15 protein-coding genes are annotated in these 13,191 nt (G+C 73.6%); 7 read left to right on the top strand and 8 right to left on the bottom strand.

The features are described 5' to 3' along the window. Window positions 1–42: 42 nt before the first annotated feature. From GA0070608_RS04250 to GA0070608_RS04240, 3 genes are all read left to right on the top strand, one after another. Window positions 43–948 carry a serine hydrolase gene (locus GA0070608_RS04250; protein ID WP_091634251.1) on the top strand — a complete coding sequence of 302 codons (906 nt, stop codon included), beginning with the start codon at window positions 43–45 and terminating at the stop codon, window positions 946–948. 177 nt (window positions 949–1,125) lie between these two features. Next, window positions 1,126–2,115 carry an MBL fold metallo-hydrolase gene (locus tag GA0070608_RS04245; protein WP_091621992.1) on the top strand — a complete coding sequence of 330 codons (990 nt, stop codon included), beginning with the start codon at window positions 1,126–1,128 and terminating at the stop codon, window positions 2,113–2,115. Between the two features lie 564 nt (window positions 2,116–2,679). Continuing rightward, window positions 2,680–3,387, top strand: a complete 708-nt coding sequence (locus tag GA0070608_RS04240) for a hypothetical protein (protein WP_091621989.1) — start codon at window positions 2,680–2,682, stop codon at window positions 3,385–3,387. Between the two features lie 70 nt (window positions 3,388–3,457). Here the strand turns inward: GA0070608_RS04240 and GA0070608_RS04235 are convergent, their stop codons facing one another. From GA0070608_RS04235 to GA0070608_RS04225, 3 genes are all read right to left on the bottom strand, one after another. Beyond that, complete coding sequence (locus tag GA0070608_RS04235) at window positions 3,458–4,006, bottom strand: DUF1697 domain-containing protein (RefSeq protein ID WP_091621986.1); 549 nt, start codon at window positions 4,004–4,006, stop codon at window positions 3,458–3,460. A gap of 141 nt (window positions 4,007–4,147) precedes the next feature. After that, a complete protein-coding gene (locus GA0070608_RS04230; RefSeq protein ID WP_091621982.1) occupies window positions 4,148–4,654 on the bottom strand; it encodes a Rho termination factor N-terminal domain-containing protein in 507 nt (168 codons plus the stop codon). After that, window positions 4,651–5,583 (bottom strand): ParA family protein, encoded by a 933-nt coding sequence (locus GA0070608_RS04225; RefSeq protein WP_091621978.1) that lies wholly within the window; start codon window positions 5,581–5,583, stop codon window positions 4,651–4,653. The genes GA0070608_RS04230 and GA0070608_RS04225 overlap by 4 nt, the downstream gene beginning before the upstream one ends. Before the next feature lie 108 nt (window positions 5,584–5,691). Between GA0070608_RS04225 and GA0070608_RS04220 the strand changes: the two genes are divergently transcribed. Both GA0070608_RS04220 and GA0070608_RS04215 read left to right on the top strand, forming a co-directional pair. Continuing rightward, window positions 5,692–6,204 (top strand): ArsR/SmtB family transcription factor, encoded by a 513-nt coding sequence (locus GA0070608_RS04220; protein WP_091621975.1) that lies wholly within the window; start codon window positions 5,692–5,694, stop codon window positions 6,202–6,204. A gap of 56 nt (window positions 6,205–6,260) precedes the next feature. Beyond that, the gene (locus tag GA0070608_RS04215; protein WP_091621972.1) at window positions 6,261–7,727 is read left to right on the top strand and encodes a serine hydrolase domain-containing protein; all 1,467 of its coding nucleotides are present in this window, start codon (window positions 6,261–6,263) and stop codon (window positions 7,725–7,727) included. A 28-nt stretch (window positions 7,728–7,755) separates the two neighbouring features. Here the strand turns inward: GA0070608_RS04215 and GA0070608_RS04210 are convergent, their stop codons facing one another. From GA0070608_RS04210 to GA0070608_RS04195, 5 genes are all read right to left on the bottom strand, one after another. After that, window positions 7,756–8,298, bottom strand: coding sequence for an SOUL family heme-binding protein (locus GA0070608_RS04210; RefSeq protein WP_091621969.1), 543 nt, complete (start codon window positions 8,296–8,298; stop codon window positions 7,756–7,758). A 61-nt stretch (window positions 8,299–8,359) separates the two neighbouring features. Next, window positions 8,360–8,482: a hypothetical protein gene (locus GA0070608_RS33915; RefSeq protein ID WP_281185813.1), complete on the bottom strand. Its 123-nt coding sequence runs from the start codon at window positions 8,480–8,482 to the stop codon at window positions 8,360–8,362. A 180-nt stretch (window positions 8,483–8,662) separates the two neighbouring features. Next, on the bottom strand, window positions 8,663–9,397 hold the full coding sequence (locus GA0070608_RS04205; RefSeq protein WP_091621964.1) for a YqeB family protein: 735 nt from the start codon (window positions 9,395–9,397) through the stop codon (window positions 8,663–8,665). Between the two features lie 2 nt (window positions 9,398–9,399). Then, window positions 9,400–10,191, bottom strand: coding sequence for an ABC transporter permease (locus tag GA0070608_RS04200; protein WP_091621961.1), 792 nt, complete (start codon window positions 10,189–10,191; stop codon window positions 9,400–9,402). Next, window positions 10,188–11,084: an ABC transporter ATP-binding protein gene (locus GA0070608_RS04195; protein ID WP_091634248.1), complete on the bottom strand. Its 897-nt coding sequence runs from the start codon at window positions 11,082–11,084 to the stop codon at window positions 10,188–10,190. The genes GA0070608_RS04200 and GA0070608_RS04195 overlap by 4 nt, the downstream gene beginning before the upstream one ends. A gap of 132 nt (window positions 11,085–11,216) precedes the next feature. Between GA0070608_RS04195 and GA0070608_RS04190 the strand changes: the two genes are divergently transcribed. Together GA0070608_RS04190 and GA0070608_RS04185 are read left to right on the top strand one after the other, a co-directional pair. After that, window positions 11,217–12,455: a sensor histidine kinase gene (locus GA0070608_RS04190; RefSeq protein WP_091621957.1), complete on the top strand. Its 1,239-nt coding sequence runs from the start codon at window positions 11,217–11,219 to the stop codon at window positions 12,453–12,455. Further along, window positions 12,434–13,153, top strand: a complete 720-nt coding sequence (locus tag GA0070608_RS04185; protein ID WP_091634245.1) for a response regulator — start codon at window positions 12,434–12,436, stop codon at window positions 13,151–13,153. The genes GA0070608_RS04190 and GA0070608_RS04185 overlap by 22 nt, the downstream gene beginning before the upstream one ends. The last annotated feature ends 38 nt before the right edge of the window (window positions 13,154–13,191 follow it).

The following is a 13,191-nucleotide window of genomic DNA, read 5'->3' as shown; positions in this document are numbered from 1 at the left end:
CAGCGCCCGACGCCGGCCGGGGGCGGCGGCTACCGTGCGCAGGTGGCGACAGAGCGCATTGCGGAGATCTTCGAACGGGCCGGGGTCACCGGCTGCCTGCACGTCGTCGACCTCGATGGCGGCAGTGGATCGGGGCGGCCCGGAGCGCGGTGCGAGGTGGCTGTCCGGGCGGACGAGCAGGTGGTGATCGCCTCGATCTTCAAGGTGCTGCTGGTGCTGGAGTTCGCCCGGCAGGTCGTCGCCGGCCAGCTTGACGCCCGGGAACGGGTCCTCGTCACCGCCGACGACCGGCTCGGCGGGTGGGGCGTCGCCGGTTGCGCCGACGACGCCGAGGTGTCGCTACGGGACCTGGCCTACTTCACCATGTCGGTCAGCGACAACACCGCCGCCGACCTGCTGCTGCGCCGGGTCGGGGCGGATGTGCTGCCGATGCTCGCCGCCGAGTTGGGGCTGCCGCGTACCCGGGTCGTCGGCGGCCCTCGACAGCTGGTGGAGACGATGCTCGCCGACGTGGGCGCGCGTACCGAGGCGGACTTCGCCCGGATCTTCCCCACCCTGCCGCCCGAGCGGGTGCGCGCGATGCGGATGTTCGACCCCGCACAGACGACGTCGAGCACCGCCCGGGAGATCACCCGGCTACTCGGCCTGATCTGGCGGGACGAGGCCGGCCCGCCCGAGGCGTGCGTGATGGTCCGGGGCTGGATGGCCCAACAGCTCTTCTGGACGCGCCTGGCGTCCGGCTTCCCGCCCGGGGTGCGGGTGTCCGGCAAGACCGGTTCGCTGCCGGGTCTGCACCTGGAGGCCGGTGTGGCCGAGTATCCCGACGGCGGCCGGTACGCCATCGCCGTCTTCGTGCGTGCCGCCCAACTCGCCACCCGCCGTATCGACGTGGACCTGGCGATGGGCCAGGCCGCCCGGACCGCCGTCGAGGCCCTGCGCGGCGACTGAGTTCGAGGCCCTGCGCCGGCTGGTTTTCCGGCCGTACCGCGTCGTGGTCGACCCCACTGAGCTGGCCCGATATGCCGGTGGATATCGATTGTGTCGGCCGAGGATCTTGGACCGTTCCCGGGTCGTGCTGATTGGCTCGGCACCGACCGATCAGCACCACGACGGGGAGAGTTCCGCATGCCCAACATCGACCGCCGCCGCTTCCTCCGCGACGCCGCCGCCAGCACCGCGCTGGTCTCCGCCGGCGGGCTCGCCGGCACCGCCCTGACCGGCCCGGCACACGCCGCGCCGCCGGCCGCCGCCCCGGTCGCCGCCGCCCCGGCCGGCCGCCGCAGCGGCCCGGTCAGCTTCCGCTGGTGGGGTACGTCGGCCTGGCGCATCGACATCGGCGACCGGACCGTTTTGGTCGACCCCTTCCTCAGCCGGATCGACACGGGGCTGTTCCGGGGCGCCTTCAACCAGGCCACGAAGTTGGAGGTCCGCACCGACGTCGTCGACTCCCTGGTGGACCGGGCCGAGACGGTGCTCGTCACGCACACCCACTGGGACCACTACATGGACGTGCCGCACATCGTGGGCCGCACCGGTGCCCGGGTCGTCGGCACGCTGACCGCCTACCACCTCGGGCTGGCGTACGGGCTGCCGTCGGGGAAGCTCAGCCCGGTCCGGGGCGGGGAGGTGCTGGACTTCGGCGCGTACACCGTGGAGGTGGTGAGCTCGCTGCACAGCCGCAACCTGTCGTACTCGATGGCCTTTCCCGGCGTCCGGGTCAGCCAGCCGGCCAGGCCGGTGACCATCGCCGACCTGCCCGAGGGCGACACCCTCGCCTACCAGCTGCGGGTGGCCGGCGGCCCGTCGGTCTTCTTCATGGGCGCGAGCGACTTCGCCGAGCGGAACCTGACCGGGCTGGCGCCCGACGTGGCGATGGTGGCGCTGCCGAGCAGCACCGCAACCGCCAACTACGCCGAGCGGTTGCTCGACGCGCTGGACCGGCCGAAGGTCGTGGTTCCGGTGCACTTCGACAACTTCGAGACCGAGCTGCGCAACCCGGTGACCGTCGCGCCGACCGACCGCGAGCGGCTGGACACGCTCGTCGCGGCGGTGCGCCGGGCCTCCCCGCGCAGCCGGGTGATCGTGCCCGAGTACCACACCGCGTACCACTTCTGAGCACACACACGACGGGACAGGCCGGGCTGGGGGCAGCGCCCCTGCCGGTGCTGGCCGCGTACGCGGAAAAGCACGCCGATCGCTGACCAATACGCTGGCATCCAGATCGTCGTCCTATTAGGATTGTGGGTAGCCCGAGAAACAAGAGGGGCCACGGGGATCAGTCACAACAAGACCTGATGGGGCGGGTCTCCGTGGCCTACGCAAATGAGGGGAAGCATTTTGCGTATGCGAAACTGGGGCCGCCTGGCAACCGCCGGCAGCCTATTCGTCGGACTGGCCTCGTTCTCGATTCCCGCCCAGGCCACCGAACCCCCCACCGCTCAGGCCGTGCAACCCGGGAACTGGCAGGTGGCGGAGGTCGGCCCAGCGCCGACGCTGCCCAAGCCCAACTCCTACGGCCATGTCGAGCCGACCCTTTCCGGTGACGTTTTGTTCGCGGACGAGTACCAGGCCGACATTCGCTGCTGGAATGGCTCCACGTTGGTCCAGATCCCACGACCGAATGTCCCCGCCAGTGCACGCTATTCAGCCGTCGGTGGCGTCTCCTGCACCAATTTCTTTGTGTTCGACAGGCAGGCCGTCCCGCAACGCTGGCACTGGAACGGCACCGCCTGGTCGAATGCGGCAGCCGGCACCAAATACCCGGTCGGAATCATCCGCGCCTTCGGCGCCAACAACATCTGGGCCTTCGACACGATCATCGGCGAGGGGCTTCGCTTCAACGGCACCACCTGGCAGAAGGTGGCCATGCCGACGATCCAGCCCGACGTCCTGGTAGGCGCCGCGACCAACAACTTCTGGCTGCTGGGCACCCAGTCCGTTTCGTCGAGCACCAAGGTCGCATACCGGTGGAACGGGTCGACCTGGACACAGGGCACCCTTCCGACCACCTACACCGGGTTCTTCCACGAGGCCGTGGAGGTTTCCTCCAGTAACCTCTACGTCTTCGGCACCAACACCGCCCCCGGCTACCTGCGCTTCAACGGGACGGCCTGGGTGCACGAGCAGATGCCCGGCATCACAAAGTACGTCCACGGTGTGGCATACGGGGCTGGCACCGTCTGGGTCGGCACCTTCAACCAGTTCTACCGGCTCACCAACGGTCAGTGGAGCGAGGTGACCTTCCCAGCGGTCGACAACCCGTACGGCCTGAGCATCCAGGACCTGGCCACCGACCCGCGTAGCGAGACCGTCTTCGCCGGCGGGTACGTCGGATTCGGGGAAGGCGTGCAGTACCCCACGATCATCAAGAACGTCCCGGTGAACTGACCGACAGGGTGAGCTGACGCTCGCCTCGCACTCCTGGTCAGCGTGATCCGGTCGGCCCAGGCCGACCGGATCACGCTGACGCAACCGTCGCCAGCTCCGCGAGGGCCCGCACCGACCGCCAGTTGCGGGTGGTCGCCACCACGCCGAGCTTCTTCTCCAGGTGGTTGTTGGTGAACTTCGACCGGCCGTAGCCGCCGTCGGGATAGTGCAGGTAGGCCTCGCGCCCGGTGACCGTGAACGCGAGGTTCTCGCCGCTCGGCGCAGTCAGGGCGGCCACGGCGGAGGGGGCGGGCGCGGTCGCGAGGAACACCACCAGCAGCCGCGTCGGGTCGTCCTCCCGGTCGGCGTACGGGTTGCCGCCGGCCACCGCCGCCAACTCCCGGCCGCCGCGCACCAGCACCGGCACCGTCAACCCCAACTCGCCTGCGATGGCCCGCTCGATGCCCCGCGCCAACGCGTCGGCGTCGCGCACGGTGCTGCCGAAGACCACGTTGCCGCTCTGCAGGTATGTCTTCACGTCATCGTGGCCGAGGCCGGTGACCAGCCGGCGCAGGTCGGCCATGGCCACCTTCGCGCCCCCGACGTTGACCCCGCGCAGCAGCGCGACCCACCTGTCCATCTGCCTTCCTCCACCCGCCGGTAAGGGGGTCAGCCTAGGCGACCGGCCCGACAGTTACGGCCGGCCGGAAATCGCGCACCGGGTGTGGTGCGAGGGCCCGACGGGCCGGGCCGACCGCTGCACCCGCAGGGACGGGGGTGCTCAGAGCCGGCGGATGGCGGTGGAGTCGAGCCGGAAGCCGATGGTGCGGTCGACGATCCGGTCCACCAGGTCCGCCTTGCGTAGCCCGCTGACGCCGCGCAGCTCCAGGCTCGCGGCGAGCGCCCGCAGGTCGCGGGCCGTCCAGCCGCAGAGGTACGCCGTACCGTCGTCGCGGCGGGACATGGCCGCCAGCTCGGCCCGGGCACGGGCCGGATCCGGCGCGGGCGTGGCCCGACGGGCGGGTGGGGCGGCCTGACCCGTGGCCGGGGCGGCCTGACGTGCCTGCCGAGCGGCATGTCGGGCGGGCGAGGCGGCGCGGGCGGCCGGTGCGGCGGCCGGACGCGTGCGGGAGCCGACCCGGTCGGCCGGCGGCCTGGCCGGAGCCGTGTCGACCGGCACCACCGCGAGCCGGGCCCGTCCCTCGACCAGGGCGGCGAGGTCGGCGGCGGGCAGCCCTCGGAGCAGCGCGGTCACCAGGTCGGCGACGTCGCCGGTGGGGCCGGTCATGCCAGCACCCGTTCGGGCTGGAGGTGTTCGAGGAACTCGGTGGCGAGTTGGCGCAACTCGTCGCGGACCGCCGGGGTTGCGATCCGGTCGCGGAGCACCACCGGCACGCCGCGCGGGGCGTTCGTGGCGAACGCGGTGACGTTCTCCCGCAGGGCGGTGGGAAAGACCGGCAGGCCGAGCGCCCGGACCTGGTCCATGTAGCCCTGGTGGGCGGCGATCGGCCGCTGCGCCATCAGCTGGATCATCGTGAACACCACGCCGGCGACGTCGGGAGCGACCTTGTGGTGCCGGCGGGTGGTGGCGAACCGGCGGGCGTCGGCGTTGTACTGCTCGACCAGCTCCCGCACGTTGCCGTGCAGGTAGTCGATGCCCAACGTGGACAGGTAGTCCGCCTTCGCCGGGATGAGCAGGTGGTCGCTGGCGATGATGGCCGACTGGGTGACCACGTTGAAGTTCGGCGGGCAGTCGATGAGCACCAGGTCGTAGCCGCCGAGCGCGTCGTCGTGCAGCCCCTCGGCGAGGGAGCCGCGTACCCGGAACAGCTCGGCGTCGTACTCGTCGCCGTCGGCCACGGCCCGGGCCAGCGCCAGGTCGATGTCGACGAGCTGGAGGTGGGACGCGATCAGGTCGAGGCGGCCCGTGCCGCTGAGCCGCGCGTTGGCCGGGCCGGGGGAGACGACCAACTCGCCCAGGCTTGTCGGCGGGGTGTCCCCGCGCAGGCCGTCGTACCAGCGCTTCACCGTCCGGCCGTCGCGCAGCCGGTCCCGCCAGTCGTCGGGATCGTAGAAGCCGAACGTCAGGCTGGCCTGCGGATCGAGGTCGATGAGCAGCACCTTCATCCCTCGGTTGGCCAACTCGGCACCGAGGTTGGCGGTCACGGTGGTCTTGCCGACCCCGCCTTTGTAGTTGATTACGGACACGACGTACACGCGGACCTCCCCAGACCAGGGAACGGTAGCGGGCGATGGATCTTGTACCGAATTGGCTCCGGGGATCCGCCTCTTGTGCGTAACTACGTAAGTTCGTATTATCGACCTATGGCGGAGATCGAGGAACGGCTGAGCGCGCTGGAGGCGCAGGTCGCCGCGCTGACGGAGCGCTTCGGGGCAGAACCGCCGCCGGCCGGGGCGACGACGCCGGCCGGTGACGTGTTCTGGGCGCTCAACGGGCTGAAACAGCGGATCCCGAGCGAGGGCAGCGGCGCGGTGCTCTACACCGGCACCGTCCGCCTCGACGACCAGCACTACGACTGGCAGTACGGCCGCGTCGTCGACGACGTACTCGCCGGCAACTGGACGGAGCTGGCCGGCGTGCTGACCGCCCTGGCGCACCCGGTCCGGCTGCGCCTGCTCCGCGAGATCCTCGGCGGCCGGCACGGCACCGGCGAGCTGGCCGAGATCGAGGGCCTGGGCACCACCGGCCAGCTGCACCACCACCTGCGCCAGCTCACCGCCGCCGGCTGGCTGCACAGCGCCGGCCGGGGCCATTACGCCGTTCCGGCCGAACGGGTCGTGCCGCTGCTGGCCATCCTCACCGCCGCCCGCCGCTGACCCGTCACCCCTCCGGGGCACCGACCCGCTTCGGAGCCCCCGACGGAAGGACCACCATGCGCAAGCCGGCCGCCCTCGCCCTGGTCATCGGTCTCGTCGGCGCGGTCGCGGCCGTGGGGGTCATGCCCCGCGCGCCCCGGCTGACCGCGCAGAGCAGCGGCGACACCGCGCTGGCCGCCGCTGTCCGCGCGGCGGTGCCCGACCCCGAGGGCCACCGGGGTCTCGCCGTCGCCGTGCTGGAGAACGGCCAGGTCCGGAGCGCCGGCCTGGGCGACCGCGACCCGGCCGGCCGGCCGGTGGAACCGGGCACCCCGTTCGAGATCGGCTCGATCGCCAAGGTGATGACCGGGATGTTGCTCGCCCGGCAGGTCGCGGCCGGTGCGGTACGCCCCGACGAGCCGGTCGGCGCCACGCTGCCCGAGCTGACCGGTCCCGCCCGCGAGGTCACCCTGGCCGAGCTGGCCAGTCACCGCTCCGGCCTGCCCCGTCTCGCCACCTCGGTCGGGGACCTGGTCAGCATCTGGTGGGCGAACCTCACCGGCGGCAACCCCTACGCGGGACAGGACGCCGGATGGCTGGTCGACGCCGCCGGCGACGAGGAGCCCGGCGACGGGCGCGGGCAGGTCCGCTACTCCAACCTCGGGATGGCGTTGCTCGGGCAGGCGCTTGCCACCCGGGCCGGCACGTCGTACCCGGAGCTGCTGGACCGTGAGCTGCTGCGACCGCTCGGTATGACGGCGACCGTGCTGGCGACCGACGCCACCGCCCTGCCGTCCGGGCACGCCGAGGGTTCCACGGCCGGCGGTCGCGCGGTCGACGCCTGGGTCGGCGACGGCTACGCGCCGGCCGGCGTCGGCTCCTGGTCGACCGTGGAGGACCTGGCCCGGCTGCTCGGCGCGACGCTCGCCGGCACCGCCCCCGGCGCCGACGCCGCCACCGGGCGCTTCACCGAGGACGACAGCAGGCGGGTCGGCTACGGCTGGTTCACCACCCGCTACGGCGACCGCGAGATCGTCTGGCACAACGGCGCCACCGGCGGCTTCCACGGCTACCTGGGCTTCGAACGGGCCACCGGGCGGGGCGTGGTGGTGCTCGGCAACACCGCCAGGGGCGTCGAGCCGATCGGGCTGCGGCTGCTCGGCGTACCGGCGCGGGACGCCGACGGGGACGGGCCGCCGCTGCCGGTCTGGATCAGCGCCGGCCTCGGGGTGGTCCTCACCTTCCTCGGCGGGCTGGGCCTGCTCGGCGCCACCCGACGGGCCCCCGACCGGCTCACCCTGGCGCCCGCCGTCGCCTGGGCGGTGCTCTACCTCGGTCTCGGCCACCGGCTCGGCGACTGGTCGATGGTCCCCGGCTGGCTGTGGCCGGTCGGCGCGGGCCTCTCGGCGGCCGGGATCGCCCTGGCCACGTACCGCTGGCGGGGGTTGCCGCCGCTGGCCGGCGCACCGCCGTGGCGGCGGCTGACCTCGGCGGCGTTCTCGGCGCTCCTCGCGATCGGGGCCGCCGTGGTCATCGCCGCCTGACGGTGCCTCGCCGGTCAGCGCCGCCGGCTCACTCGGCGATCGGCAGCACGACCTCGTTGTGGCGCAGGAACCACGGCTTCCACGGCCGGTCGAAGCGGGCGTACCGGACCGCGCCGGCGGGACGCAGCCCGACCGCGGTGACCGCGCGGCCCAGCGCGATCGCCCGCCGGTCGAACGCTCCCGCCGTCCAGCGACCCGTGAAGCGCACCGCGGCGGCGAGCTGCTCCGGGACCACCCGGGTGTGCACCCGGGGGTCCGCCGGCTCGGGCAGCGTGTCGGGGGTGAAGCCCGCCGGCATGACGAGCCACGCCAGCCAGTGGTCCGGCCGATCCCCCTCCTCCTGTACGAACGGGGCCGTCAGCGCGATCGTCTCCGGGCCCGTCCCCGGCGCGATCGCCTGCCGGGAGCGGTTGGCGCCGCCGACGTACGCGCCCAGCGGCCCGAAGGCGTCCAGGGCGGCCTGCTCGAACGCGCCCTCCGCCCGCACCTCGGCGACCAGGTGCGCCGGGTATCGGCGCAGCTCGAAGCCGGGGTGCCGGGCCACCACCCGGTACGGCTGCTGCTCGGTCATCGCGCGCTCCCCGTGCCCAGGGCCCCGTCAGGAGCAACGCTACCGGCCGTCGCCCTCCGGCTCAGCGGAAGTCGCGTCCAGTACTGCCGTCGCGGACCGCCACCCCGGTGCGGGGCACCACGAACTGCGACAGCACACCGGGCACCGCCTCCTCGGCGAAGCACAGCCCCTCGGGCAGCAGCACGTCCTCGACCTGGTAGCCGCCGCCCCCGCCCGCAACAACCAGAACCGGGCGGGGGCGATCAACGAACCCAGCAGCACCAGTACGAGGACCGGCGGCAGCACGACGACGACCACCTGCGTCGCCCACCAGCCGATGGCCCGCGTCGCACCGGATTGCGCGGCGGACGCAGGACGTACTCGGTCACCGGTCCGAAGCCTCCCCGTCCCGATCCGATGGCTCACCGGTGACGGCCGAGCGGGTCAGCCGCCAGTACTGCCGTTTACGGTCGTCGCGGACCACCACCCCGGTGCGGGCCAGCTCGTCGCGTAGTTCCCGGGCCTCGCCGTCCTTGTCCTTCTCCAGCGCCCGCTGCCGGGCCCGCAGCAGCGCATCCGCGCCCGTCGGCAGCCCGGGCAGGTCCGGCACCCACCGCCGGTACGCGTCCCGGTGCGGGTCGGTGTCCGTCCACGGCCAGCCCTGCCCGCGGAAGGCGGCGGCCAACCGCTCGGCGGAGAGGTCCGACTTCTCCCGGGCCACCTCGTCGTCGTCGGTGCCGAGCAGCACCAGGTGCTTGCCGTCGTGGAACACCGCGCGCACCTGCCGCCGCATGACCTCCCGCGTGCTGCCACTGCGCCGCAGCCGGGCCCGCTCGGTGTCGACCGTGACGGTGAGCCGTTCGGCGGTGCCGATGGCGGCGATCACCAGGCCGCCGAGCATGCCGACCGCCACCCCGCCGATGCTGGCCTGCGCCTCAGGCAACCCGTCGACCAGCTCGAACAGCCCCTGGGCCGGTGCCCAGGGCAGCTCGGCGATCCACCCCGCGCCCTCGGCGAGCAGCCACCCGACGCCCGCGCCGAGCACCGGGAAGCCGCCCCAGAGCACCGCCAGCTCCGCCGTGCCGCCGTCGACGACGGTGGGAGTGCCGTAGCTGTCCACCGTCAGGACACCTCGCGGCGCAGCGTACGGATCAGCCCGACGACCAGCGGCACGCCCAGCCAGAGCAGCAGCGACACCCCGAGCCGGGCCCACTGCCCGGAGGTGACGTCGGGGGTCAACAGCGGCTCCATGGTGCGGGTGGTGTCCAGCCAGCCGGCCGGGCCCTCCAACGACCGGATCATCGTGCCGAGGATTGACCAGACCATCGGCAACAGCAGGTAGCCGACGATCGCCAGCGGCGTGTTGAGCAGCAGCAGGCCGAAGCCGACGCCCATCAGCACGTTGATCACCTGGAACACGATCGCATGTAGTAGCAGCGTCCCCTCGAACCGCCAGGTGCCGGCACCGCCGGTGGCGCCGGCGACCAACGTGCCAACGGCGGCCACGGCGAGGCCGACCAGCACCGACGCCAGGGCTGCCAGCACCGTCGCGGCCAGCTTCGCGGCGATCACCCGGCCCCGCCGGGGCACCAGGGCGAACGTGGTCAGCGCGGTGCGCTGCGACCATTCCCCGGTGACCGACAGGATGCCCAGCACCGGCAGCAGCAGGCCGACCGGCAGCAGCGTCGGTAGGAAGAAGTTGACGAAGGTCTGCTCGTCGTCGGGCGTCCAGATCAACTGAACCACCACCAGGGCGGCGGCGAGCAGCCCGATGGTGATGAGCAGCCACAGCCCGGCCCGGGTGTCGACGAGCTTGCGCAGCTCGACCCCGGTGAGCCGGAGCAGCGACGGCCGCCGTAGGTCGGGATGGCGGTGCGGGGCGGCGGTGGGCGAGGTGGTGACGGTGGTGGTCATCGGACGGCCTCCCGGGTCGACGCGCCGGCGGTCAGGGTGAGGAAGAGCTGTTCGAGGCCGGCGCTGCCGGCGGGCCGCAGCTCGGTGAGGGCGACGCCGGCGTCGGCGGCGGCCTGCCCGACCGTGTCGGCGTCGGCGCGGACCAGCAGCCCGTCGGTGCCCTCGGTGACGGCCAGCCCGGCCCGGTCGAGCGCGCCGCGCAGCGCCGCCGCGTTCCGGGCCCGGACCAGGGTGCCGCCGCCGGCCAGCAACTCGTCCTTGTCGCCCTGGGCCACGATCCGGCCGCCCCCGATGACCACCAGCCGGTCCGCGACCGCCTCCACCTCGCGCAGCAGGTGGGAGGAGAGCAGCACGGTGCCGCCCCGGTCGGCGAAGTCGCGCAGCAGGCCGCGCATCCAGAAGATCCCCTCCGGGTCCAGCCCGTTGGCCGGCTCGTCGAGGATCAGCACCCGGGGGTCGCCCAGCAGCGCCAGCGCCAGGCCGAGCCGCTGCCGCATGCCCAACGAGTACGCCCGGACGCGGCGCTTCGCGGCGACCTCGTTCAGCCCGACCAGGTCGAGCTTGCTGGTGACCTGCCGGCGGTCCACGCCCATGGTCTCGGCGGCCACGGTCAGCGCCTCCCGCCCGGTGCGCCCGGCGTGCTGGGCGGAGGCGTCCAGCAGCACCCCGATCTCGCGACCCGGGTTGGGCAGGTCCCGGTACCGTCGGCCGCCGACGGTGGCGCCGCCGCCGCTGGGCGGGGTGAGGCCGCAGATCATCCGCATGGTGGTGGACTTGCCGGCGCCGTTCGGCCCCAGGAAGCCGGTGACGGTGCCCGGCTCGCAGCGGAACGACACGTCGTCGACGGCGGCGTGCCGCCCGTACCGTTTGGTGAGGTGTTCCACGCTGATCATGCCGGTCACGCTGCCGGAGCCACCTGGCCGCCCGCTGCGGCCGACGGTCTCGCGCGGCGGCTACCGAAGTCGACGCCGGGTCTCGACTTTGGTCGCTGGCCGGTGCGCCGGTCGGCTGCCTAGCATGGCGGCGTGACCAGTGCCGCCGTGCCCGACCACCCCTGGCTGCTGCCGGGGGCCCTCGCCGAGGCGACCGGGCGGACCCGGCGGACCACCCGCGACTGGTTGGTGGACGGGCTCTGCTTCCTGATCGCGCTCGGCTTTGCCCTGCTGGCGTTCGAGGACGCCACGTCGTCCGCTCCGCAGTTCGCGCTGAACACCGGCCCGGCCTGGCTGGAGGAGTTCGACTTCGCGTGCGGGCTGGCCGCCGCCGCCGCGCTCTGGGTCCGCCGCCGCTGGCCGGTGGGCCTGGCACTGGCCAGCCTTCCCCTGGCGACCTTCTCCGTCACCGCCTCGACCGCGATGCTGATCATCATCTTCACGGTGGCGGTGCACCGCCCGTTCCCCGTCGCGGCCGGGCTGGTCGGCGTGCACGTGCTGCTGTCGTTCGCCTACTACGGGCTCCGCCCGGATCCGAACATGGGGTTCTGGGCGGCGACGGTCTGGACGGTGCTGTTCATCACCGCCGTGCTGGCGTGGGGGATGTTCGTCCGGGCCCGGCGGCAGCTCGTCGTGTCGCTGCGCGAGCGCGCCGAGCGGGCCGAGGCGGAGCAGCAGTTGCGGGTGGCGCAGGCCCGGCACCTGGAGCGCACCCGGATCGCCCGGGAGATGCACGACGTGCTGGCGCACCGGATCTCGTTGCTCAGCCTGCACGCCGGCGCGTTGGAGTTCCGCCCGGACGCGCCGCCGGAGGAGGTGGCGAGGGCGGCCGGGGTGATCCGGGGCAGTGCCCACGCCGCCTTGCAGGACCTGCGCGAGGTGATCGGGGTGCTCCGCGCGGAATCTGTCGCCGAGCAGGCCCCGGAACGCCCGCAGCCCACCCTGGGAGACCTGCCCGCGCTCGTCGAGGAGTCCCGGGCGGCCGGGGTCCGGGTCGGCGTCCGCGACATGGTCACGGCGGCGGAGCAGGTGCCCGCAGCGGTGGGGCGCAGCGTCTACCGGATCGTGCAGGAGGGCCTGACCAACGCCCGCAAGCACGCCGCCGGCGCCGGGGTCACCGTCGACGTGGCCGGTGCCCCCGGTGACGGGCTGACCGTGGAGGTCCGCAACCGGTGGCCGGTCGGCGGCGTCGTCAGCCCGGAGATCCCCGGCGCCGGCACGGGCCTGGTCGGCATCGCCGAACGGGTCAGCCTGGCCGGCGGGCGACTGGAGTACGGGCGGGACGACTCCGGCGACTTCCGGCTGGCCGCCTGGCTGCCGTGGCCGGCGTGACCGGGCCGGCGACGGGCGGGCCCACCCCCGACCGGCCGGTGCGGGTGCTGGTCGTCGACGACGACGCGCTGGTCCGGGCCGGCCTGTCGATGATCCTCGGCGGGGTGCCGGACCTGCTCGTGGTCGGGGAGGCTGCCGACGGCAGCGAGGTGCCGGCCGCCGTGGCCGCCTGCGCGCCGGACGTGGTGCTGATGGACATCCGGATGCCCCGGCTCGACGGTCTCGCCGCCACCGAGGCGCTGCGCGCGTCGCCCGATCCGCCGGAGGTGCTGGTGCTGACCACCTTCGACGCCGACGAGCAGGTGCTCCGGGCGCTGCGGGCCGGGGCCGGCGGCTTCCTGCTCAAGGACACCCCGCCGGCCGAGATCGTGCGGGCGGTGCGCCGGGTGGCGGCGGGGGAGGCGACGCTCTCCCCGGTGGTGACCCGCCGGCTGATCGACCACGTGACCGGTCCGGGTGCGGCCGGCGGTACCGACCCGCGTAGGGACCGGGCGCTGCGGCAGCTCGCCGGGCTCAGCGAGCGGGAGCGCGAGGTCGCGGTCGCGGTCGGGCGGGGCCGGACGAACGCGGAGATCGCCGCCGAGCTGTTCATGAGCGTCGCGACCGTGAAGGCGTACGTGTCGCGGCTGCTGGTGAAGCTCGACCTGAACAACCGGGTGCAGGTGGCCCTGCTGGTCCACGACGCCGGCCTCGTCTGAGCGGGGGCACGCCCGCCGGCGCGACCGGGGCACGACGC

The organism is Micromonospora peucetia, from assembly GCF_900091625.1.
Classification (GTDB): domain Bacteria; phylum Actinomycetota; class Actinomycetes; order Mycobacteriales; family Micromonosporaceae; genus Micromonospora; species Micromonospora peucetia.
This window is presented reverse-complemented; position numbering and strand designations above follow the sequence as displayed.